Here is a 21,809-nt window from a genome sequence, read left to right on the forward strand (position 1 = left end):
TGCGATAGGCCGGTGTGCAACCCCCGACGGCGCAGCCTGTCAGCCGGGATCCGATCTCAGGCGAGCTATGGCCTCAGGCCTCGACGTTCACTTTCAGGTAGTTGATGGTCGCGAGCGCCTTCTGGATCGACTTCAGCATCGCGTTCACGGGCGCGGTGAGGCCGCCCTCGGGGTAGCTCGCATAGACGCGCCCGTGGATCAGGTCGGGCGTGGGCCGCAGCACCTGCACGCGCCCGGCCTCCACCTCCGGCTCGATCATCCGCACCGGCAGAACGCCCAGCGCCGCGCCTGACGACACGAGGTGCCCGATCACCGCCACGCTGGAGCAGATATCGAGGCGGGACGGCTCCAGCCCGGCCGTCGCGAACCAGTCCTTGATCTGCCGGAACATGGCCGACCGCGGCGGATTGCTGACGATCGGAAGGTGGTGGAGGTCCGACGGCCGCACCTGCGGGCCGAGCCCCCATTTCACCGACGCCGCCCAGGCGGTGTCCTGCACCCCAAGCGGAACGAGCCGCATGGCGTTGCGGCCGGTCGGGTTCACCAGCACGGCAAGGTCGAGATGCCGGTCGCTCAACTCGCGCTCCAGCTCATAGCTGATCGACACGACGTACTCGGCCTTCAGCATGGGATGATCCGCCCGCACGGTTTCAAGCAGCGTCGGCAGGCACGTCATCGCGAAGCCTTCCGCGAAGCCGACCCGGATGCTGCCCGTCACCACGGCGGGATCCGTCTGCAGCGTGATGCGGTCGGCCTCCTCCAGCAGCGCGGAGGCGCGCGGCAGCAGCGCCAGACCATCCGCCGTGAGCGCCAGCCCGCGCCCGTTGCGGGCGAACAGCCGCACCGCGAGCGCCGCCTCCAGGTCGCGCAGCCGCAGCGAAATCGTCGGCTGCGCCATGTGGAGATGGCTCGCCGCGCGGCTCAGCGACCCAAGCCGCGCGGTCCAGAAGAACGCCTCGATCTGTGCAATCGTGAACCGCATGTCTCGCTCCAAATAAATTTGAAAACCTGATCGATCCGGGTCCAGATATTCCAATTAGATTAAGTTCCACAAAGCTGGTTTATCTGGCTCGCCGCCGGAGCACCACGCCGAAATGTTGTCCACCCCGCCCAGGATCGTCCGCGTCGAAGGGTTCGAGCTGTCCGTCCAGCTGCGCGAGATGGTCGGCAATTCCCGCCAGATGTTCGACCGCCGCGGCGCCCTCCTGTTTCGCGTCACGGCCGACACCGGCGAAAGCGGCTGGGGCGAGACCTGGGCCTATCCGGCTGCGGCCGCGGCGCTTGCGCGCGAGTTTTTCGCCCCGGTCCTTGTCGGTCGTGACGCCACGACGCCGCGGGCGGGCTGGCACGCGATGGCGGCGAAGCTCGGCTATGACCGGCGCGGCCTGTCGACGATGACGCTCGGCGGCCTCGACGTGGCGCTCTGGGACCTCGCGGGCCAGATCGCCGGCAAGCCCATCCACGCCATGTTGGGCGGCCAGCTCCGCGACCGGATCGGCGCCTATGTGAGCGGGCCCTTCATGAAGCCCGGCCCTGATCCCTACCGGGATTTCGAGGCCGACATCGGCGGCTATCTCGACGCCGGTTTCCGGGCGATCAAGCTGCGCATGGGAACCGACCCGGCGCAGGACGGCGCGGTCGCCCGCAAGGTCCGCGACCAGATCGGCCACGCTATGCCGCTGATGGTGGACCTCAACGAGGGCTTCAGCGTGGAGGGCGCGGCCGCGATCGCCGCGCGGCTCGCCGAGGTGGATCCGGTCTGGCTCGAGGAGCCGATCGCGCATGACGATTTGCCCGGCTACCGCCGGCTCGCGGCCCGCTGCCCCGTCCCGCTCGCGGGCGGCGAGGCGCTGTTCGGCCTGCGCGCCTTTCGGGACTACCTGACGGCGGGCGTGTTCGAGTTCATCCAGCCGGACCTCGGCCTCTGCGGAGGGCTGACCGAGGCGATGCGGATCGCTGCGCTCTGCGACGCCTTCGAGGTTGCGGTGGTGCCGCATGTCTGGGGCTCGGCCGTGAATTTCCAGGCCTCGCTCCATTTCGCCGCCTGCCTGCCGGAGCGACGCGGCCGCCAGCGCTGGCCGCTGTTCGAGTACGACCCGTCCGAGAACCCGCTGCGCACCGCCCTGGCCGACCACCCGCTGGACCAGAATGGCGCGGTCGCGGTCCCGGATGGTCCGGGCCTCGGCCTCGACCTTTCGCCCGAACGGCTCGCGCCCTTCGTCACCAACCACTGGACCATCGCCTAAAGGATCGCGGAGCCCAACCGCGACCACACCCCGGAGGACACGACCTTGAAATTCATAACCCTGCTGCGTTCCGCGCTGATCGGCGCGGCCTGCCTGGCGGCCGCCCACCAGGCCTCCGCCCAGCAACCCACCGTGCTGAATCTCGGCTTCGTCGGCCGCGCGACCGCCCCCGAGGGCGTCGCCATGCAGAGCTTCGCGGACGAGATCAAGACCAAGACCAACGGCCGGATCGAAATCCGCCTCCATCCGGGCGGCGCGCTCGGCGGCGACCGCGAGGTTCTGGAAGGCCTGCAGCTCGGCACGGTCGACCTCGCGGTCCCGTCCACCTCCGTGATCGCGAACTTCGTGCCTGACGTTCAGGTCTTCGACATCCCGTTCCTGTTCCGCGACTTCGACCACGCGCAGGCCGTGCTGGACGGCCCGATCGGCCGGGAGATCCTGGCGAAGTTCAAGGCCAAGGGCCTGCAAGGGCTCGCTTTCGGCGGCATCGGCTTTCGCCAGCTCACCAACAGCAAGCGTCCGGTGAACGGGCCCGAGGACGTGAAGGGCCTGAAGATCCGCACCCAGGAAAACCAGATCCACCTGCAGGTCTGGCGCGCGCTCGGCGCCCTGCCGACCCCGATGGCGCTGCCGGAGGTGTTCACGGCGCTGCAGCAGGGCGTCGTCGATGGCCAGGAAAATCCGATCGGCGCGATCCTGAACAACAAGTTCGGGCAGGTGCAAAAATACCTGACGCTCACCAACCATGCTTTCACGCCCGTTGGCTTCGTGATGGGCCCGCGCCCCTTCGAGGCGCTCTCGGCCGCCGACAAGCAGCTCTTCCTGGACGCCGCCAAGCGGGCCATGCAGGTCTGCAAGGACGAGGTCGCCAAGGTGGAGAAGACGGGCGTGGACGAGTTGCGCAAGCAGGGCCTGCAGGTGGTGGAGAAGGTCGACACCGCCAAGTTCCAGGAGCTGCTGAAGCCCGCCTTCGCGGAGCTCGGCAAGCGCTTCGGCGACGCGACCATCGCGCGCATCAGGGACCAGAAATGACGCGCACTCGCCATCCGGCCGTCGCAACGTTGCTGGCCGTCGAAAACATCGTCACGCAGACCGGCCTTTGGCTGGGCTGCGCGGCGCTCTCGGCCGCCGCTTGCGTGGGCCTTTTCCAGGTGCTCACCCGCTTCGTGCTCGGCGAACCCGCGACCTGGTCCGAGCCGCTGATCCGCGTGCTGCTGATCTGGATGGCTTATCTCGGCCTCGCTTCCGCGGTGCGGGCCGGCTCGCTCGTATCCGTCGACCTCCTCTACCGCATGGTCGGCGGCCCGCAGCGCCGCGCCCTGGAGGCCGCGATCGCTGTCGCCACCATGGGGCTGCTCGCCATTCTGGCCTGGTACGGCGTCGACCTCACCTCCCGGGTGCGCTTCCAGAACCTCGCCGGCCTCGAAATCCCGGTGAGCTTCGCTTACGCGGCCGTTCCGGCCGGGGCCATGGTGGCGATGCTGGCCGTGGTGGCGCACTTTTTCGATCCCAAGCGCGAAGAACTCGAAACCGCGGTCTGAAGGACCCTCACGATGACCGCCACGATGCTGCTCACCATGTGTGCGCTGTTCATGCTGTCCGTCCCGGTCGCGGTGGCGGTCGGGCTGGCGGCGATCGCCGGAATGGCGCTGCACACGCCGCTGCCCCTCGTTCTGGTGGCCCAGCAGGCCTTCGCGTCGCTGGACAAGTTCCCGCTCGCGGCCGTGCCCTTCTTCATCCTGGCCGGCAACCTGATGGGCGAGGGCGGGATCTCGCGCCGGCTGGTGGACTTCGCCAAGAGCCTGGTCGGCGGCGTGCAGGGCGGGCTCGCCTGCACGTGCATCCTCACCTGCATGATCTTCGCGGCCGTGTCCGGCTCCAGCGTGGCCACCACCTTCGCGATCGGCGCGATCCTGATCCCCGCCATGGTGAAGCACGGCTACCCGGTGTCCTTCGCGGCCTCGTTGCAGGCCAGCGCGGCCGAGCTCGGCGTGATCATCCCGCCCTCGATCCCGATGATCCTCTACGGCGTCGCCGCCGAGGTCTCGATCGGCGAGCTGTTCGTGGCGGGCTTCGGCCCGGGCCTGCTGATCGCGGTGGCGCTGATGGTCGCCGTGTGGGTCTGGTGCCGCATCCAGGGCTACGGCCGGCACGACCGCGAGGGCCGCCTGCCGGTGCTGGATGCGACCCGCGCCGCTGGCCTGGCGCTGCTCATGCCGGCCATCATCCTGGGCGGCATCTATGGCGGCGTGTTCACCCCCACCGAGGCCTCCATCGTGGCGGTGTTCTACGCCCTCGTGGTGAGCTGCTTCGTGTATCGCGAGCTCGATCTCGCGGGCGTGCTCGCAATCCTGCGCAAGTCGGTGGTGTCGTCCTCCGTTATCATGATGATCATCGCGATGGCGGGGCTGTTCAGCTTCCTGCTCACCCGCGCGGGCGTGCCGGCCATGATCGGCGCCTACATCACGTCGAGCTTCAGCAGCGGCTGGAGTTTCCTGTTGGCCGTGAACGCCTTCCTGTTCGTGATCGGGATGTTCATCGAGACCTCGGCGGCCATCATCGTGCTGGCCCCGATCCTCGCGCCCGTGGCGACGAATTTCGGCATCGACCCCGTGCATTTCGGCATGGTGATGGTGGTCAACCTGGCGCTCGGCATGATCACGCCGCCCTTCGGCGTGAATCTCTTCGCGGCCTGCTCGGTGGCCAGGATCTCGCTGGACCGGATGACGAAGTCGCTCGTGCCCTTTATCGCGGTCGTGCTCGCCTGCCTGATGCTGATCACCTACGTGCCGCAGATCTCGCTGGCGCTGCGCGACCTCGTCTACCGCTGAGGCGCGGCTAGGCGAGCGCCTTCGCGTCCTCGCGCATCATCGCGGCGCCTTTCTCGGCGATCATCATGGTGGGCGAGTTGGTGTTGCCGGAAGTGATGCGCGGCATGGACGACGCGTCGATCACCCGCAGCCGGTCGACGCCGCGCACGCGCAAGCGTTCGTCCAGCACCGCCAGGGGATCGTCCGCGACGCCCATCTTGGCGGTGCCGACCGGGTGGAAGATGGTCGACGAAACGTCGCCCGCCGCCTTGGCGAGGTCTTCCTCCGAGGTCAGGTGCGCGCCGGGCGTGTATTCCTCCGGCCGGAACCGCTCCAGCGCCCGAGCGCTCACGATGCGGCGCACCAGCTTCAGCGCGTCGGCGGCGACGCGGCGGTCCTCGTCGGCCGCCAGGTAGTTGGGCGAGATCGCCGGCGGGGCGGCGGGGTCGGCCGACGACAGCCGCACCGTGCCGCGGCTGGCCGGGCGCAGGTTGCACACGCTGGCCGTGAACGCCGCGAAGGCGTGCATAGGGTCGCCGAACTTGTCGAGCGACAGCGGCTGCACGTGGAACTGGAGGTTCGGGGTGGCGTAGTCGGCCGACGAGCGCGTGAACAGCCCGAGCTGCGACGGCGCCATGGTGAGCGGCCCGGTGCGCAGCAGCGCCCATTCGGCCGCCATCAGGCCGCGTTTCACCAGCGACTGGTAGTCGATGTTGAGCGTGCGCACGCCGTTGACCTTGAACACCGGCCGGATCTGCAGGTGGTCCTGCAGGTTTTCGCCCACGCCCGGCAGGTCGCGCAGCACCGGGATTCCGTGCTGCTGCAGGAGGCCGCCCGGGCCGACGCCCGACAGCTGCAGGATCTTGGGCGACGCCACCGCGCCGGCGCACAGCGCCACCTCGCCGGCCGCGCGCGCGATCTTCTCGACCCCGCCCTGCCTGTAAACGACGCCGGTGGCGCGGCCGTTCTCGATCAGCACGCGCTCCACCAGGACGCCGGTTTCGAGCCGCAGGTTCGGGCGCTTCAGCGCCGGGCGCAGAAAGCCCCGCGCCGCGCTCCAGCGCCGGCCGCGCTTCTGGTTCACCTGGAAATAGGACGAGCCCTCGTTGTCGCCGGTGTTGAAATCCTTGACCTTGCGGATGCCGACCTCCTCGGCGGCCGCCTGGAAGGCGTCCAGGATGTCCCAGCGCATGCGCGGATATTCGACGCGCCATTCCCCGCCCGAGCGGTGGAATTCGTTGGGCGGCGCGATGTGGTCCTCCTGCGCCATGAAGGCCGGCAGAACGTCGTCCCAGCCCCAGCCCTGCAGGCCGAGCTGGCGCCAGCCGTCATAATCGGCCGCCTGCCCGCGCATGTAGATCATGGCGTTGATGGCCGAGGAGCCGCCGATCACCTTGCCGCGCGGATACGCGATGGCGCGGCCGTTGAGCCCGGCCTGCGGCTCGGTCTTGAACATCCAGTCGGCGCGCGGATTGCCGATCGCGAACAGGTAGCCGACCGGGATGTGATACCAGATCCAGTTGTCCATCCCGCCCGCTTCCAGCACCAGCACGCGGTTGCGCGGATCGGCCGAAAGCCGGTTCGCCATGACGCAGCCGGCCGAGCCGGCCCCCACCACGATGTAGTCGAAGGTTCCGGCGTCGTTCACGGTGTCGCGCATGGGGCGTTCGCTTCGCGGTGCTGAGATGGAGTAGGCGGTGCGCAGGGTTGCGCAATTTCGACGCTTCTGTCGAGCGCGGCCGACGGTCGCCCACCGCGATGGCTCACGTCTATCTCCCGTTTGGGCTCCAAGCGCACTATACAGAACGGGCCGGCCGCCCCGCCGGCAGTCCTGATCGCGCCCGCCCGTTTCGCAGGATCGCCCATGCTCGCCCACACCCTTCTGCGCGTTCTCTGCGCCGCGATCGCGCTAGCGGCGGCTGGGACGCCGGCGAAAGCCGCGCAGTTCAACGTGGCCGTGGCGGCCAACTTCACCGAACCCGCCCGCGAGATCGCGGCGGCCTTCCGGGCGCGCACCGGGCATGAGGCCGTGCTGAGCTTCGGTTCGTCGGCGCAGCTTCTCGCCCAGATCGCCCAGGAGGCGCCGTTCCAGGTGTTTCTGTCTGCCGACGAGGAGCGCCCCGCCAAGGCGGTCGAAGACCGGCTCGCGACCCCGGAAAGCCGGTTCACTTATGCGGTCGGCAAGCTCGCGCTCTGGAGCCGCGATCCTGCCCTGGTGAACGGCGACGCGACCCTGAAGGCCGGCCGCTTCGAAAAACTCGCGATCGCAAACCCCGCCGCCGCCCCTTACGGCGTCGCCGCGATCGAGACCCTGAAGGCGCTGGGCGTGTACGACGCCCTGCAGCCGCGCATCGTCCAGGGGTCGAGCATCGCGCAAGCCTACGCCTTCGTGGACACCCGCAACGCCGAGCTCGGCTTCGTGGCGCTGTCGCAGCTCGCCGGCAAAAGCGATGGCTCGCGCTGGCTCGTGCCGCAGTCGCTCTACCGCCCGATTCGGCAGGACGCCGTGCTGCTGGCGAAAGGCCGCGACAGCGAGGCCGCGCGCTCTTTCCTCGACTTCCTGAAAGGCCCTGAAGCCCGCGACGTGATCGTGCGCTTCGGCTACGAGATCGCGGCTCCATGACGCCGAGCGCCATGACGCCGAGTTTCGCGGCCGAGATCTGGCCGCCCGTGGTTCTCACGATCCAGCTCGCCGCCATCACGACGGCGCTGCTGCTGGTGGTCGGCACGCCGCTGGCATGGTGGCTGGCGCGCTCCCGCGCATGGTGGAAGGAGGGCGTCGGCGCCCTGGTGGCGATGCCGCTGGTGCTGCCCCCCACCGTGCTCGGCTTCTACCTGCTCGTGCTGCTCGGCCCGGACGGACCGGGCGGCAAGGTCGCCGGCCTGTGGGGCGCGCGCACGCTCGCATTTACGTTTACCGGCCTCGTGATCGGCTCGGTGTTCTACTCCCTGCCCTTCGTCGTGCAGCCGATCCGCAACGCCTTCGAGGCCTTCGGCGAACGTCCGCTCGAGGTCGCCGCCACGCTGCGGGCCTCGCCTCTCGACACATTCTGGAATGTCGCGCTGCCGCTGGCGCGCCCGGGCCTGCTCACCGGCGCGGTGCTGGGCTTCGCCCACACGGTCGGCGAGTTCGGCGTGGTGCTGATGATCGGCGGAAACCTGCCGGGCCAGACCAAGGTGCTGTCCGTCGCGATCTTCGACTATGTCGAAACCCTGCAATGGGCCAAGGCGCATGCGGTGGCTGCCGGCATGACGCTGTTCGCCTTCGCGGTGATTCTCGCCACCACGCTGGCGGAGCGTCGTTGGCGTCGGGCGCGCGCCGGATGACCGGCTCCGCGGCGAACTCCAACAGCTTCGCGTTCGCGGGCCGTGTCGGCGCATTCGCGCTCGATGTCGCGTTTGACGCGCCCCCCACCGGCGTCACGGCGCTGTTCGGCCCTTCGGGCTGCGGCAAGACCACGATCCTGCGCAGCATCGCGGGCCTGCAGCGCATGGCCCGAGGGCGCGTGGTGGTGGCCGGCGCGCCATGGCAGGAGGGCGCGATCTTCGTTCCGCCGCATAGCCGGCCGGTCGGCTACGTGTTCCAGGAGGCGAGCCTCTTCGCGCACCTGTCCGTGAAGCAGAACCTCCTTTTCGGCGCGACCCGCGCGGGCCGCACAGAGGGGCGCGCGGTCGCCTTCGACGACGTTGTCGACCTGCTCGGCGTCGGCCCGCTTCTCGGGCGCGCAACGGCGGCGTTGTCGGGCGGCGAGCGGCAGCGCGTCGCGATCGGCAGGGCGCTGCTGTCGCGGCCGTCGCTGCTACTCATGGACGAGCCGCTGGCCGCGCTGGACGCCGCCAGCAAAAACGAGATCCTGCCCTTTCTGGAGCGGCTGCACGGGGCCCTGTCGCTGCCCGTGCTCTACGTGACGCACGACATGGCCGAGGTGGAACGCCTCGCCGACTGGCTCGTGCTGCTGCAAGCGGGCCGCGTGCTCGCGTCCGGCCCCCTGGCCGCCCTCCAGAGCGACCCCACCCTGCCGCTCGCGGCGCGCCGGGACGCCGCCGTCAGCCTCGAAGCCGTGACGGCCGGCTATGACGCCGCCTACGGCATGCTGGCGTTGCAGGTTCCCGGCGGGCGCTTCCTCGCCCCGTCGGCCCCGGCCGAGCCCGGCGAGGCGCGCCGCATCAGCATCCAGGCCGCGGATGTGAGCCTCGCGCTGCGCCGGCCCGAGCAGAGCACCATCAGCAACATCCTGAGCGCGCGCATCATCGAGGCCGCGCCGCTGGGCCCGCAGGAACTCGCCGTGCTCCTGGGACTCGGCCCGGACGGCGCCGGCGCGCGCTTGCTCGCGCGCGTGACGCGCCGGTCCTGGGACCAGCTCGAGTTGCGTCCGGGCCTGCCCGTCTATGCGCAGATCAAGGGCGTAGCCCTCGTTCCCGGCGCTCGCTGAGGTTCCGGCGGGTGCGACAGGTGCGCCCAAATCCCTTGTACGGAGGAACTTTACCGTACCCATAGGGTTGCCCGCCCGGGTCCCTTTTCGCCGGGGCTCCGCATTCGACGAGGTCGCCATGAAAATCGCACAAGTCGCTCCCCTGGCCGAGGCTGTTCCGCCGAAGCTCTACGGGGGGACGGAGCGCGTCGTCTCCTGGCTGACCGAAGCTCTGGTAGAGTTGGGCCACGACGTCACGCTGTTCGCCAGCGGCGACTCGGTCACTAAGGCGAAGCTCGAGGCGATCGTGCCCGAAGGTCTGCGCCTGGGCGGCATTCGCGATCACCTCGCCAGCCATCTGGTGATGATTGACGAAGTGCGCCGGCGCGCCGACGAGTTCGACATCATCCACTTCCATCTGGACCTGATCCAGTTCCCGCTCTTTCGCGAGCTCGCCGGCAAGACGCTGACGACCATGCACGGGCGCCTGGATCTCCCGGACTTCCACCCGATCTACAAAGCCTATCCGGACATGCCGCTGGTCTCGATCTCCAACAACCAGCGCAAGCCCGTGCCGACGGCTTGCAACTGGCGCAGCACGATTTATCACGGGCTGCCGAGCCAGCATTGCGCGTTCAACCCCAAGGGCGGCGACTACCTCGCCTTTCTGGGCCGGATCTCGCCCGAGAAGCGGCCGGACCGCGCCATCGAGATCGCCAAGCGCGCCGGCGTGCCGATCCGCATCGCCGCGAAGGTCGACAAGGCCGACCACGACTACTTCGCCAAGGTGATCGAGCCCATGCTCGACCACCCGCTCGTGCACTTCGTCGGCGAGATCGACGATCGCCAGAAGAGCCAGTTCCTCGGCGACGCCATGGCGCTGCTGTTCCCGATCGACTGGTGCGAGCCCTTCGGCCTCGTGATGATCGAGGCCATGTCGTGCGGCACGCCCGTGATCGCCTGGCCGCATGGCTCGGTGCCGGAGGTGATCGACGACGGCGTGACGGGCTGCATCGTGTCGTCCGTCGAGGCTGCCGCCGCTGCCGTGCCGCGGGCTCGCGCGATGGACCGCGCGGCCGTACGCCGGCGCTTCGAGCAGCGCTTCACGGCGCACGCCATGGCGCGCGGCTATGTGGACGTCTACGAGGCGCTGCTGGCCGAGGACGACGTTCTGCCCACCCTGCCCCTCTCTCGTCACGCTGCTGGGCTCCTATCCGCCCAGGGGCGCCTCGCGACGGCCTGATTCGGCCCCGCGCGGCCACGGAACGGCGAGCGCGCGACGCTCGCCGCAGTTGGAGACGACACGACCATGCTGGGAATCACCAAGCCGCGTCCGGCTGATGGCGAGCCGGAGAAGCTTTCCGAGCACTACATCGAGACCGACGTCTCGCTGGTCGAACGGACGCTCCGCTCCCTGAAGCACGGCGATTCATTCGCGGTGCTGGACGGTTATGGCGACATCGGCTCGACGCCGGGCGCGCCCGAGGGCCTGTTCTTTCGCGACACCCGCTATTTGTCGCGCTTCGAGCTGCGCTTCGAGGGCAAGCGGCCGCTGCTGCTGAGCTCGGTGATCCAGGACGACAACGCCGCCCTGTCGGTGGATCTCACCAACCAGGACGTCCGCGCCCAGGACCCGGACGGCATCCCGCGCGACCTCATCTCGCTCGACCGCACCAAGTTCCTCTGGCGCGAGGCCTGCTACGAGCGCATCGGGCTGCGCAACTTCGCCGACCGGGAAGTCAAGTTCCGCCTCGACTTTCTGTTCGACGCCGACTTCCGCGACCTGTTCGAGGTGCGCGGCGTCGATCGCCTGCGCCGCGGCGCGGTGTCGTCGCGCGTGCTGAGCCAGGACCAGGTCGAGTTCGTGTATGACGGCCTCGACGGCGCGCGGCGCCGCACCCTGATCGCGATCGAGCCCGCCCCCGAGCGGCTCGACACGCACCGGGCGACCCTCGCGATGACCTTGCCGGCCGGCGGACGCGCCTCCGTGATCGTGCGCGTCGCCTTCGAGGAAGGCGGCGAAAGCCGGATCTCCGATTTCGTCACCGCCTTCCGGGACAAGCGGCGCGAGAACCGCCGCCTCACGCGCCGGATCGCCACGGTCGAGACCTCCAACGAGCACTTCAACGAGGTTCTGTGCCGCTCGACCTCCGACCTCTACATGCTGACAACGCAGACGCCCGAGGGGCTCTACCCTTATGCGGGCATCCCTTGGTACAGCACGGTGTTCGGCCGCGACGGCATCATCACGGCCATGCAGATGCTGTGGGCCGATCCGGCGGTGGCGCATGGCGTTCTCGGCGTGCTCGCGGCCACGCAGGCGACCGAGTACGACGCCGCCAAGGACGCCCAGCCGGGCAAGATCATGCACGAGCGCCGGCAAAGCGAGATGGCGCGCACCGGCGAGGTGCCGTTCCAGCGCTATTACGGCACCGTGGACGCGACGCCGCTCTTCGTGATGCTGGCCGGCCTCTATCATGACCGCACCGGCGACAGCGCCTTCATCCGCTCCATCTGGCCGGCCATCAAGGCCGCCATCGCGTGGTGCGACCGCGACGGCGACCGTGATCGGGACGGCTTCGTCGAGTATTTCCGCGAGACGGACCACGGGCTGGCCAACCAGGGGTGGAAGGACAGCCACGATTCCGTGTTTCACGCGGATGGATCGCCCGCCCTGGGCCCGATCGCGCTGTGCGAGGTGCAGGGCTACGTCTTCGCCGCCAAGCAGCATGCGGCGCGCCTCGCCGACCTGTTCGGAGAAGCCGACTGGGCCTCGTCCTTGCGCAACTCGGCCGAGGAGCTGCGCCAGCGCTTCGAGGAGTCGTTCTGGTCGGAAGAGATGGGCAGCTACGCGCTGGCGCTGGATGGCGCGAAGCGCCCCTGCCTGGTGCGCACCAGCAACGCCGGCCACGCGCTGTTCGCCGGCATCGCCGCGCCCGATCGCGCCGCCCGCACGGCCGCGACCCTGATGTCGCAGGACGGCTTCAGCGGCTGGGGCCTGCGCACGCTGGCCCGCGGCGAACCGCGCTACAATCCGATGTCCTATCACAACGGGTCGATCTGGCCGCACGACAACGCCATGGTGGCGCTCGGCATGGCGCAATACGGCCTGAAGCACGACGCCGCGACCATTTTCAGCGCCGTCTTCGACGCGGCCCTGCACCAGGAATCGCGCCGCCTGCCCGAGCTTTATTGCGGCTTTCTACGCAAGCGCCGCCGTGGACCGGTCGGCTACCCGGTGGCGTGCTCGCCGCAGGCCTGGGCGGCCGCGACGCCGTTCGCCTTCCTGGAAGCGTGCCTCGGCCTGAAGATCTCGGCCGCCGACCGCATGGTGGCGCTGCGCGATCCGATCCTGCCGGCCTTCGTCGACGAGGTGATGGTGCGTGGGCTGCAGGTGGCGGACGCCACGCTCGACCTGCGGATCCATCGCCACAACGGCGACGTCTCCGTCAACGTGCTGAACAAGCGCGGCGACGTCAGGCTCGTGGTGGTGAAGTAGGAGCCTGCTTCACGATCCCGCCGCGTAGGTCGACGAGACCGGCGCGGTGATGGTGCATCGCACGCCGTCGGGACCCAGCTCGTAATGGGTCTCGGCCGCGAGCTGGTACGGCAGGGCGCGCTCGATCAACTCCCGTCCATAGCCCTTGCGCGTCGATGCGGGCGCGCCGGGCACGCCCGTCTCGCGCCACTCCACCCGGAGGCGCTGCTCGCCGTCGCCCGTTGCGATCAGGCGCCAGGTGACCTCGACATGGCCCTCCGGCGTGGACAGGGCGCCGTATTTCACCGCATTCGTGGTGAGCTCATGCAAGGCCAGCCCGAACGTCTGGATCGTGGCCGAGCGCAGCCGGATGCCGCGCCGGCCCTTTAGCGTCACCTGGTCGCCCAGGCCGTTCTCGTCCGCGACGCCGTGCGCGGCGAATTCGGCCCGCAGGAGCTCGTCGAAGCTCACCCGGTCGCCGTCCTCAAGCCGCGACAGGAGGCCGTTCACGCGCCCCAGCGCATCAAGGCGGGCCGTGAAGGTCTGGCTGAACGATTGGAGCGAGGCCGCGTCCCCGGCGGTGCGCGTCGCGATCGCGCGGATCACCCCGATCAGGTTGCGGGTCCGGTGTTGGAGCTCCGCCAGCAGAACCTGCAGGCGATCCGCGGTGGCCTTCTCGTCCGTGAAGTCATGCGCGATGCCGCCGATCCAGCGCGTCCGCCCCTGCGCGTCCGGGATGGGGAAATCGTGGCTCACCAGCCAGCGCACCTCCGCGTCCGACTGGCGCCGGAAACGGTAGCGCGAGCTCACCGTCTGGCCTTCCGACACGCGTTCGATCGCCGCCAATGCCTCGTCGCGGTCTTCGGGCAGGATGAAGTCGACCCAGTTCGGAATGGTGTCGCTGCGCAGTCCCTGCGCGTGCGCCGCCCCGAAGACGCGCTCGAAGGCCGGCGAGAGGTAAACCCATCGCAGCGATCCGGCGTCCCTGATCCACAGCACGTCCGTGGAGGCCTCGCCGAACAGCCTGAACCGCTCCTCGCTTTCCTGCAGCGCCTGGCGCACGCGGCGGCGCTCGGTCATGTCCTGGCCGATCTTCAGGAAGCCCTGCAGGACGCCATGGTCGTCGCGCAGCGCGCGCGTCGATCCCTCGATGAATGTCCGGCGCCCGTCGGCGCGCAGGTGCCACCGGATGTCCGGGGTCACCCCGTCACGGGCGGCGCCCGCCAGTTCCTTCTCCACCGCCCCGGCCGCGCGGTCCTCAGGCGTGAACGTCACCGCGAAGTCGCGGCCTTCGATCTCGCCCGATTTCCAGCCGAACACGGCCTCGGCGCCCGGGGACCAGCGCTGGATCACCCCATTGGTGTCGAGCAGCAGGATCGCGTAGTCGCGCGCGCTTTCCATCGTCAGGCGGTAGCGCTCCTCGCTCTCGCGCAGCGCCGTGGTGGTTTGCACGCGCTCATGCACGTCGATTGCGAGCCCCGCCCATGCGGCAATCGCCCCATCCGGGCCGATCACCGGCGCCGCGTGGCACTGCATCCAGCGCCAGCCGCCGGTCGCCATCGCGACGCGGCACTCCATCGCCATCGGAGCCCCGGTTCGCAGCGCCTCGGCCCAGCGACGCTCCGCCATCCCCCGGTCGTCGGCCTGAAGGGCGCCGAGCCAGCCATCGCTGGACCAGCTCTCGGCGGATTGGCCGGACAGGCTTCGCCACGCGCTCTGGTCGCCGCCCGCCCTTCCGTCAGGCCCGGCGCTCCACCGGGCATGCGGCCGGTCGTGCAGCATGGAGCCAAGCAGGGCCTCGGCGACGGAGTAAGATGGCGGGGTTGCGCTCACGTCTATCCATCGCTGGGCTGTCGGAGAGGCCATGCAGATCTGGCCCGGGACAATGTCGATGCATAATCCCCGGCGACCTCCAGCGTTTCAAACTTGGCGGGAAGAATTGATCCTCTCGGGATCAGGCGTCGCACTCCCGTGGTGTTTTGGCGCGCCGCAAAGTACCAACTTACCGGAACCCGGGACCTGACCTATGATGCGATGACTGGGAGCAGTGGCAGCCGGGGACACTTGCGTGCAGGGATCTCGCATTCTGATCGTCGAGGACGAGATGCTGGTCGCGATGATGATCGAGGACATGATCACCGACATGGGCCTCATCCCGGCCGGCATCGCCGGGCGTCTGCAGCAAGGCGTCGATCTCGCCGGCCGGCTCGACCTCGACGGAGCGGTTCTCGACGTCAACCTCGATGGCGAGCAGTCCTTCCCGGTGGCCCGCGTGCTGCAGGGACGCAGGATCCCGTTCTTTTTCGCCACCGGCTACGGGGCGAAGGGCATCGCGGACGAGTTCAAGCTGTCACTGGTGCTGCAGAAGCCGTTCAACGCCGCCGAGCTCGAGGGCGCGTTCCGCCGGATCCTGCGCTGATACATCCCGTGTTCCAGCCGAACCGTCGGCCGTGAAGGTCGTTGTCCTCGCGACAGCAATCGCTCACGGAGCCTTCCATGCCGACCGAACTTCCCAACGAACGCGCGCTTCGAACGCCGGGCTCGATGGAGCTCGACCCCTCGGGCGGCGAGGGCGTAGCGATCAGCGAGACCCGCAAGCTGATCGCCTCCGACAAGGTCGAGGGCACCACCGTGTTCAGCGCCGCCGGCGACGAGCTCGGGACCGTCCATAATTTCATGGTCGACAAGGTGTCGGGCCAGGTCGCCTATGTGGTGATGTCGTTCGGCGGGTTCCTGGGCGTGGGCGAAAGCTATCATCCGCTCCCCTGGCGCGCCCTGCGCTATGACCGCCAGCTCGGCGGCTACGTGGTCGACATCGACAAGAGCAATTTGGAGGCCGCGCCTCACTACGGCGCCGGCGAGGACCCGTTCGTGGACGACGAATACGGGGCCAAGGTGGACGCCTACTACCGCACGGCCCCGACGGCCTGAGCGCTCGACCCGTTAAACAGCTCTCCAACGCCGCAACCGGACTTGCGGTCGCGGGCGCGAGCCTCTATCGGCTAGGCGGACGGCAAGCGGAGCCCCGAAAGGCCGCTCCGCCTCGCCGGGCGGCTCCGCGCCGCCCCGAGGCTTCGCCGTCGCGCCCAGCGAGCGAGGAAGAGCGCATGAAAGCCCGCGTCACCGTCACCCTGAAGACCGGCGTTCTGGACCCCCAGGGCAAGGCGATCGAGGGAGCGCTCCGGTCGCTCGGCGTCGAGGGCGTCGGCAGCGTGCGCCAGGGCAAGGTCTTCGACATCGAGCTCGCCGACCAGGACAGAGCCGCCGCCGAGGCGACGCTGCAGGCCGCTTGCGAAAAGCTGCTGGCCAACACGGTGATCGAGAACTATCGCGTCGAAATCACGGGGTGAGCCGATGAAGTCCGCCGTCATCGTCTTCCCCGGCTCCAACCGCGACGGGGACATCATCAAGGCCATCCGGGCCGGCACGGGCCACGAGCCTGCCTCCGTGTGGCACGCCGACCACGAATTGCCGGCCGGGACCGACCTCGTCGTGCTGCCGGGCGGGTTCAGCTATGGCGACTACCTGCGCTGCGGGGCCATCGCGGGCCGCGCCAACATCATGGACGCGGTGCGGGCCCACGCGGCGCGCGGCGGCCTCGTGCTGGGCGTGTGCAACGGCTTCCAGATCCTCGTCGAATCCGGCCTGCTGCCGGGCGTGCTGATGCGCAACTCGCAGCTGAAATTCGTCTGCAAGATGCAGCACCTGCGCGTCGAGCGCGCCGACACGCCCTTCACCAACCGCTACACCACCGGCCAGGTGATCGAGGTCGCGATCGCGCATGGCGAGGGCAACTACATCGCGGACGACGAGACCGCGCATCAGCTCGAGGCCGAAGGCCGCGTCGCCTTCCGATATTGCGACGCCGCCGGCCAGATCGGCAGCCGCACGAACCCGAACGGATCGTTCAACGACATCGCCGGGATCTACTCATCGGGCTTCAACGTGCTCGGCATGATGCCGCACCCCGAGAACCTGATCGACCCGCTGGTCGGCGGCACGGACGGCCTGCCGCTGTTCCAGAGCCTCGTCGCCGACTGGAAGCCGCTGGCCGCCTGAGGCGGCTTGGGGCGCCAGCGCCGCCAACCCCTACGATCCCCTCGTCCTTCGAGACGCAATGCGCGTCGCATGGCTCCTCAGGATGAGGGGCATGGTGGGGTTGCGCCATCGTGAGACCCACAAACAGCCACGGCCCCGGCCGGGGGGCCGAGGCCGTGCTCCGTGCTCACCGGTACGCGGTTACATGGTGAGGCGGATCGACGTGATGTCGCTGGCGATGCGCTTGAACACGGCGTCGAGCTGGCTGGCGCTGGTGACATCGAAATACTTGGACGAGTCGGTGGCGCAGCTCTTCAGCAGGGCGGCGTTCCCGTTGATCACCCGCACCGTGTAGAGCGTGATCTTGTTCGCGCTCTTCTTGACCTCGTCGCAGGCCGTCTTGGTGCGCGTATCCATCTGGTAGACGGAATCGCCGAAGCGGTTCTGCGTGTTGTCGCCGTCCGTCAGCAGGATCATGAACTTCTCGACGCCATCCGTGCCGAACGCAGCGCCGCCCGTCAGGGGCGCGCCGGGCGACAGCGCCGCCAGGCCCCAGGCCAGCCCGATCGTGATGTTGGTGTTGCCCACCGCGTTCATGGCGTCCACCGAGGTGCGCAGGCCGGCGAAGTCCGTCGACAGCGGCTTCACGGGCGCGAGCGCGGTTCCCCACTGGCAGGTCTGCACGGCCGGGTACTTGGCCATGGGCGAATCATTGGTGTCATAGCCGCTGTTGCGGTCAGCCACGCAGCCCTGCCACGTCGCCTTGTTCACCGCGTTGGTGGAGAAATCGAGCCAGGACTCGTTTTTCCAAGCGGTGTCGAGATGCACCTGCGTGTTGAACGGCACCAGCGCGATCTTGACCTGGTCGGTCTCCTTGGAGGCCGCCTCCAGGGTGGTGACGAGGTTCTTGGCGGCCTTCTTGAGCTCGGTGATCTTGTTGGAGCTCGCCATGGAGCCGGTGTTGTCCAGCACCATCGCGACCTCGATCTTGCGAACGCCCCAGGCCGCCTGCCCGGCCGCCGCGAGCGCCATCTCGGTCTTGCCCGCCATCTTCATGAAGGTCGTCGGGTAGAGGCCCTGCACGTCCACGACGACCTTCTTGTCGGCCGTCTTCGCGATGGTGAGCGCCGTGCGGACGAAGTCCTTGGCGACCCGGTTCGCGCCGGCGTCCGCCCAGGTCGCCGCGAAAGCCGCCTCGAAGAAGGTCGCGCCCTTGCTCTGGATGTCGGCGTCGCTGAGATCGCCCGCCTGCCGGGCCATCGCCAGCGCTGTCGCGTCGGCGGCCGCCTGGACCCGCGCGCGCATCGCCAGCAGCCGGTCGTAGTCCACCGCGCTTCCCACCGCCAACAGCATCGGAATGATCGAGACCGCAAACAGCGTGCTGACGGAGCCGCGGGCGTCGGTCTTGAAGCGGTTCAGAATGGACATTGCAGCGATCCTCGAAGGGTTCTGCAACTCCAGGTTTCAATTCCGGCGCCATGGGTTTCAGGCCGGGTAGGGCGCCATCCTGAACCACAACCTGTGCGTTCAAGGCGGTTGTATGGCTCGCCGCGCAGCTTCAGCCCGGGCGCGTCCCGAAACGAAACAGGCGCTGGCCAAGGACCATTCGGCCTCCGGTCGCGGCGCGGCATTGCCATGGCGCCTGTCGGGCTTTATGCGAAAGGCGAGACCTGCGCGCGCGCCGCGCCGCCCAGCGCCGGCCCGAGCCGCTGACCATGACCCCAGACCCGAGAGGGCGACCGTGATCCCCAACGCCGTCAAGATCACCCCCGAACTCGTGGCCGAACATGGCCTGAAGCCCGACGAGTACCAGCGCATCCTGGACCTCATCGGCCGCGAGCCCTCGATCACCGAACTCGGCATCTTCTCGGCCATGTGGAACGAGCACTGCTCGTACAAGTCCTCCCGCCTCCACTTGAAGACGCTCCCCACCAAGGCCCCCTGGGTGATCCAGGGCCCGGGCGAGAACGCCGGCGTGATCGACATCGGCGACGGCATGGCGTGCGTGTTCAAGATGGAGAGCCACAACCACCCGAGCTACATCGAGCCCTACCAGGGCGCGACGACCGGCGTGGGCGGCATCCTGCGCGACGTCTTCACGATGGGCGCCCGGCCCATCGCATGTCTCAACGCCCTGCGCTTCGGCGATCCCAGCCACCCGCGCACGCGCCACCTCGTGGCCGGCGTCGTGGCGGGCGTCGGCGGCTACGGCAATTCGTTCGGAGTGCCCACCGTGGGCGGCCAGTTCGGCTTCCACACGCGCTATGACGGCAACATCCTTGTCAACGCCATGGCGGTCGGCATCGCCAAGGCGGACGAGATCTTCTACGCGGCCGCCACCGGCGTCGGAAACCCGATCGTGTATCTCGGCTCCAAGACCGGCCGCGACGGCATCCACGGCGCCACGATGGCGTCGGCCGAGTTCGACGACAAGTCCGAGGAGAAGCGCCCCACCGTGCAGGTCGGCGACCCCTTCGCCGAGAAGCTGCTGCTGGAAGCCTGCCTCGAGCTGATGCAGACCGGCTCGGTGATCGCCATCCAGGACATGGGCGCGGCCGGCCTCACCTGCTCGGCGGTCGAGATGGGGGCCAAGGGCGACCTCGGCGTCGAGCTCGACCTCGACAAGGTGCCGTGCCGTGAGGCCGGCATGTCGGCCTACGAGATGATGCTGTCGGAGAGCCAGGAGCGCATGCTCATGGTGCTCGACCCCGCCAAGGAGGCGCAGGCCAAGGCCGTCTTCGTGAAGTGGGGGCTGGACTTCGCCGTGATTGGCCACACCACCGACACGCTGCGCTTCGTCGTGAAGCATGGCGGCGAGGTCATGGCCGACCTGCCCATCAAGGAGCTCGGCGACGAGGCCCCGCTCTACGACCGCCCGCACATCGCCAACACGCACCAGCCCGTGCTTGCGCCTGAGAGCGTCCAGCCGTCGGTCGGCAACGCCGACGCGCTGCTGCGCCTCGTCGGCTCGCCGGAGCTTTGCTCCAAGCGCTGGGTCTGGGAGCAGTACGACCACCTGATCCTCGGCAACACCGTGCAGCAGCCGGGCGGCGACGCCGCCGTGGTGCGCGTGCTCGACGGCCCCAAGGGCCTCGCGCTCACCTCCGACGTCACGCCGCGTTATTGCGAGGCCGACCCCGTCGAAGGCGGCAAGCAGGCCGTGGCCGAAGCCTGGCGCAACATCACGGCCGTGGGCGGCCAGCCGCTCGCCATCACCGACAACCTCAATTTCGGCAACCCGGAGCGCCCGGACGCCATGGGCCAGTTCGTGGGCTGCATCCGGGGCATCGGCGAGGCCTGCCGGGCGCTGGACTTCCCGGTCGTGTCCGGCAACGTCTCGCTCTACAACGAGACCAACGGCCGCGGCATCCTCCCCACCCCGACCATCGGCGGCGTCGGCCTGCTGGACGACGTCACCGTGAACGCCTCGGTGGCGTTCAAGGCCGCCGGCGAAGCCATTATCCTGGTGGGCGACACGCAGGGCTGGATCGGCCAGTCCGTGTGGCTCAAGGAGATCGCCGGCCGCGAAGAGGGCGCGCCGCCGCCGGTCGACCTCGCGGCGGAGAAGCGCAACGGCGACTTCGTGCGCGGCCTCATCCGCAACTGGGGCATCCGCACCGTCCACGACCTGTCGGACGGCGGCCTCGCGGTGGCGCTCGCCGAAATGGCCATGGCGCGCGGCATCGGCGCGACCATCGAGACGCTGCCGGCCGGCCCCGCCCATGCGGTGCTGTTCGGCGAGGACCAGGCGCGCTATCTGCTGGCCGTCCCGGCCGACGAGGCCGACGCCGTGCTCGCCCAGGCGCAGGCCTCCGGCGTCGCCGCCTTGCGCCTTGGCGTCACCGGCGGCGACACGTTGAACCTGCCGGGTGAAAAGCCCATATCGGTCGAGGCCTTGCGGTCGGCCCATGAATCATGGCTGCCGAACTACATGGCCGGCCACCCCACCACGGCCGAAGCGGCCTGACGGAGCAAACCTCATGGCCATGGACGCCCGCGAGATCGAGCGGTTGATCAAGGAAGCCTTGCCGGACGCCGTCGTCGAGATCCGCGATCTCGCCGGCGATGGCGACCATTACGCCGCCACCGTCGTGTCGTCCGCCTTCAAGGGCCTGCCGCGCGTGAAGCAGCATCAGCTGGTCTACGCATCGCTGAAGGGCAACATGGGCGGCGTGCTGCACGCCCTTGCGCTGACGACGTCGACACCCCAAGAATAATCTTAACCCCGCTCGTCATTGCGAGCGAAGCGAAGCAATCCAGCGGATGCCGGGCGTTCCCTTCGCATCCGGCCCTTCGCCCGGCGCCTGGATTGCCGCGTCGCTCCGCTCCTCGCGACGACGGAAGTGCTGCACCAACCGGCGCGCCTTGACCGCGCACGAGGAAAGGACCCGACGATGAGCATTCAGGACACCATCAAGAACGAAGTCACCTCCAACGACGTCGTGCTCTTCATGAAGGGCACCCCGCAGTTCCCGATGTGCGGGTTCTCGGGCCAGGTCGTGCAGATGCTCGACTATCTCGGCGTGCCCTATAAGGGGATCAACGTTCTCGAGAACGACGAAATCCGCCAGGGCATCAAGGACTACGCCAACTGGCCGACCATTCCGCAGCTCTACGTCAAGGGCGAGTTCCTGGGCGGCTGCGACATCGTCCGCGAGATGTTCCAGTCCGGCGAGCTGCAGACGCACCTCACCGAGAACGGCGTGGCGCTGAAGCAGAGCGCCGGGGCCTGATATCAGGTTCGGCGGTTCCGCCGGTTTCTCCTCGATCATCCCCGGGTTCATCCCGGGGATTTTCGTTTCACCCTTCAGAACACCTGAATTCC

Annotated in this window: 20 protein-coding genes; 16 read left to right on the forward strand and 4 right to left on the reverse strand. The window is 68.8% G+C overall.

What is annotated here, in order from left to right:
• Window positions 1-73: 73 nt before the first annotated feature.
• Complete coding sequence (locus AC1DSZ_RS11765) at window positions 74-982, reverse strand: LysR family transcriptional regulator (RefSeq protein WP_476838557.1); 909 nt, start codon at window positions 980-982, stop codon at window positions 74-76.
• Window positions 983-1,094: 112 nt separating this feature from the next.
• Here AC1DSZ_RS11765 and AC1DSZ_RS11770 point away from each other — a divergent pair, with 112 nt between their 5' ends.
• The 4 genes from AC1DSZ_RS11770 to AC1DSZ_RS11785 are packed head-to-tail and all read left to right on the forward strand — an operon-like array spanning window position 1,095 to window position 5,077.
• The gene (locus AC1DSZ_RS11770) at window positions 1,095-2,246 is read left to right on the forward strand and encodes a mandelate racemase/muconate lactonizing enzyme family protein (protein WP_476838558.1); all 1,152 of its coding nucleotides are present in this window, start codon (window positions 1,095-1,097) and stop codon (window positions 2,244-2,246) included.
• Window positions 2,247-2,291: 45 nt separating this feature from the next.
• Complete coding sequence (locus tag AC1DSZ_RS11775; protein ID WP_476838559.1) at window positions 2,292-3,278, forward strand: TRAP transporter substrate-binding protein; 987 nt, start codon at window positions 2,292-2,294, stop codon at window positions 3,276-3,278.
• The gene (locus tag AC1DSZ_RS11780) at window positions 3,275-3,787 is read left to right on the forward strand and encodes a TRAP transporter small permease (RefSeq protein WP_476838560.1); all 513 of its coding nucleotides are present in this window, start codon (window positions 3,275-3,277) and stop codon (window positions 3,785-3,787) included. The genes AC1DSZ_RS11775 and AC1DSZ_RS11780 overlap by 4 nt, the downstream gene beginning before the upstream one ends.
• Window positions 3,788-3,799: 12 nt before the next feature.
• Window positions 3,800-5,077, forward strand: a complete 1,278-nt coding sequence (locus AC1DSZ_RS11785; RefSeq protein ID WP_476838561.1) for a TRAP transporter large permease — start codon at window positions 3,800-3,802, stop codon at window positions 5,075-5,077.
• Between the two features lie 7 nt (window positions 5,078-5,084).
• Here the strand turns inward: AC1DSZ_RS11785 and AC1DSZ_RS11790 are convergent, their stop codons facing one another.
• Window positions 5,085-6,716: a GMC family oxidoreductase gene (locus tag AC1DSZ_RS11790; RefSeq protein ID WP_476838562.1), complete on the reverse strand. Its 1,632-nt coding sequence runs from the start codon at window positions 6,714-6,716 to the stop codon at window positions 5,085-5,087.
• A gap of 204 nt (window positions 6,717-6,920) precedes the next feature.
• On the opposite strand from AC1DSZ_RS11790, the gene modA reads away from it, so the two are divergent.
• From modA to AC1DSZ_RS11815, 5 genes are all read left to right on the forward strand, one after another.
• Entirely contained in the window at window positions 6,921-7,679 is a 759-nt protein-coding gene (gene modA, locus AC1DSZ_RS11795) for a molybdate ABC transporter substrate-binding protein (protein ID WP_476838563.1), read from the forward strand.
• Window positions 7,676-8,383 carry a molybdate ABC transporter permease subunit gene (gene modB / locus AC1DSZ_RS11800; RefSeq protein WP_476838564.1) on the forward strand — a complete coding sequence of 236 codons (708 nt, stop codon included), beginning with the start codon at window positions 7,676-7,678 and terminating at the stop codon, window positions 8,381-8,383. The genes modA and modB overlap by 4 nt, the downstream gene beginning before the upstream one ends.
• Window positions 8,380-9,489: a molybdenum ABC transporter ATP-binding protein gene (gene modC, locus AC1DSZ_RS11805; RefSeq protein WP_476838565.1), complete on the forward strand. Its 1,110-nt coding sequence runs from the start codon at window positions 8,380-8,382 to the stop codon at window positions 9,487-9,489. Before modB ends, modC begins: the two co-directional genes overlap by 4 nt.
• A 118-nt stretch (window positions 9,490-9,607) precedes the next feature.
• Window positions 9,608-10,711, forward strand: coding sequence for a glycosyltransferase family 4 protein (locus tag AC1DSZ_RS11810; protein ID WP_476838566.1), 1,104 nt, complete (start codon window positions 9,608-9,610; stop codon window positions 10,709-10,711).
• A 66-nt stretch (window positions 10,712-10,777) separates the two neighbouring features.
• Window positions 10,778-12,967, forward strand: coding sequence for an amylo-alpha-1,6-glucosidase (locus tag AC1DSZ_RS11815; protein ID WP_476838567.1), 2,190 nt, complete (start codon window positions 10,778-10,780; stop codon window positions 12,965-12,967).
• A gap of 9 nt (window positions 12,968-12,976) precedes the next feature.
• Here AC1DSZ_RS11815 and AC1DSZ_RS11820 read toward each other — a convergent pair whose 3' ends face one another.
• Window positions 12,977-14,779 (reverse strand): PAS domain S-box protein, encoded by a 1,803-nt coding sequence (locus tag AC1DSZ_RS11820; RefSeq protein WP_476838568.1) that lies wholly within the window; start codon window positions 14,777-14,779, stop codon window positions 12,977-12,979.
• 235 nt (window positions 14,780-15,014) lie between these two features.
• On the opposite strand from AC1DSZ_RS11820, the gene AC1DSZ_RS11825 reads away from it, so the two are divergent.
• From AC1DSZ_RS11825 to purQ, 4 genes are all read left to right on the forward strand, one after another.
• Window positions 15,015-15,365, forward strand: coding sequence for a response regulator (locus tag AC1DSZ_RS11825; RefSeq protein ID WP_476838569.1), 351 nt, complete (start codon window positions 15,015-15,017; stop codon window positions 15,363-15,365).
• Between the two features lie 77 nt (window positions 15,366-15,442).
• A complete protein-coding gene (locus tag AC1DSZ_RS11830) occupies window positions 15,443-15,877 on the forward strand; it encodes a PRC-barrel domain-containing protein (RefSeq protein WP_476838570.1) in 435 nt (144 codons plus the stop codon).
• Between the two features lie 176 nt (window positions 15,878-16,053).
• Entirely contained in the window at window positions 16,054-16,296 is a 243-nt protein-coding gene (gene purS, locus AC1DSZ_RS11835) for a phosphoribosylformylglycinamidine synthase subunit PurS (protein ID WP_476838571.1), read from the forward strand.
• A 4-nt stretch (window positions 16,297-16,300) separates the two neighbouring features.
• Window positions 16,301-17,005 (forward strand): phosphoribosylformylglycinamidine synthase subunit PurQ, encoded by a 705-nt coding sequence (gene purQ / locus AC1DSZ_RS11840; protein ID WP_476838572.1) that lies wholly within the window; start codon window positions 16,301-16,303, stop codon window positions 17,003-17,005.
• Window positions 17,006-17,185: 180 nt separating this feature from the next.
• Here purQ and AC1DSZ_RS11845 read toward each other — a convergent pair whose 3' ends face one another.
• On the reverse strand, window positions 17,186-18,412 hold the full coding sequence (locus AC1DSZ_RS11845) for a vWA domain-containing protein (protein ID WP_476838573.1): 1,227 nt from the start codon (window positions 18,410-18,412) through the stop codon (window positions 17,186-17,188).
• Between the two features lie 316 nt (window positions 18,413-18,728).
• Here AC1DSZ_RS11845 and purL point away from each other — a divergent pair, with 316 nt between their 5' ends.
• The 3 genes from purL (at window position 18,729) to grxD (ending at window position 21,717) form a co-directional block, all read left to right on the forward strand.
• Complete coding sequence (gene purL / locus AC1DSZ_RS11850; RefSeq protein WP_476838866.1) at window positions 18,729-20,951, forward strand: phosphoribosylformylglycinamidine synthase subunit PurL; 2,223 nt, start codon at window positions 18,729-18,731, stop codon at window positions 20,949-20,951.
• Between the two features lie 13 nt (window positions 20,952-20,964).
• Window positions 20,965-21,201 (forward strand): BolA family protein, encoded by a 237-nt coding sequence (locus AC1DSZ_RS11855; RefSeq protein ID WP_476838574.1) that lies wholly within the window; start codon window positions 20,965-20,967, stop codon window positions 21,199-21,201.
• A 177-nt stretch (window positions 21,202-21,378) separates the two neighbouring features.
• On the forward strand, window positions 21,379-21,717 hold the full coding sequence (gene grxD, locus AC1DSZ_RS11860) for a Grx4 family monothiol glutaredoxin (RefSeq protein ID WP_476838575.1): 339 nt from the start codon (window positions 21,379-21,381) through the stop codon (window positions 21,715-21,717).
• Window positions 21,718-21,809: the final 92 nt, after the last annotated feature.

Source organism: Alsobacter sp. P4_H11, from assembly GCF_056400925.1.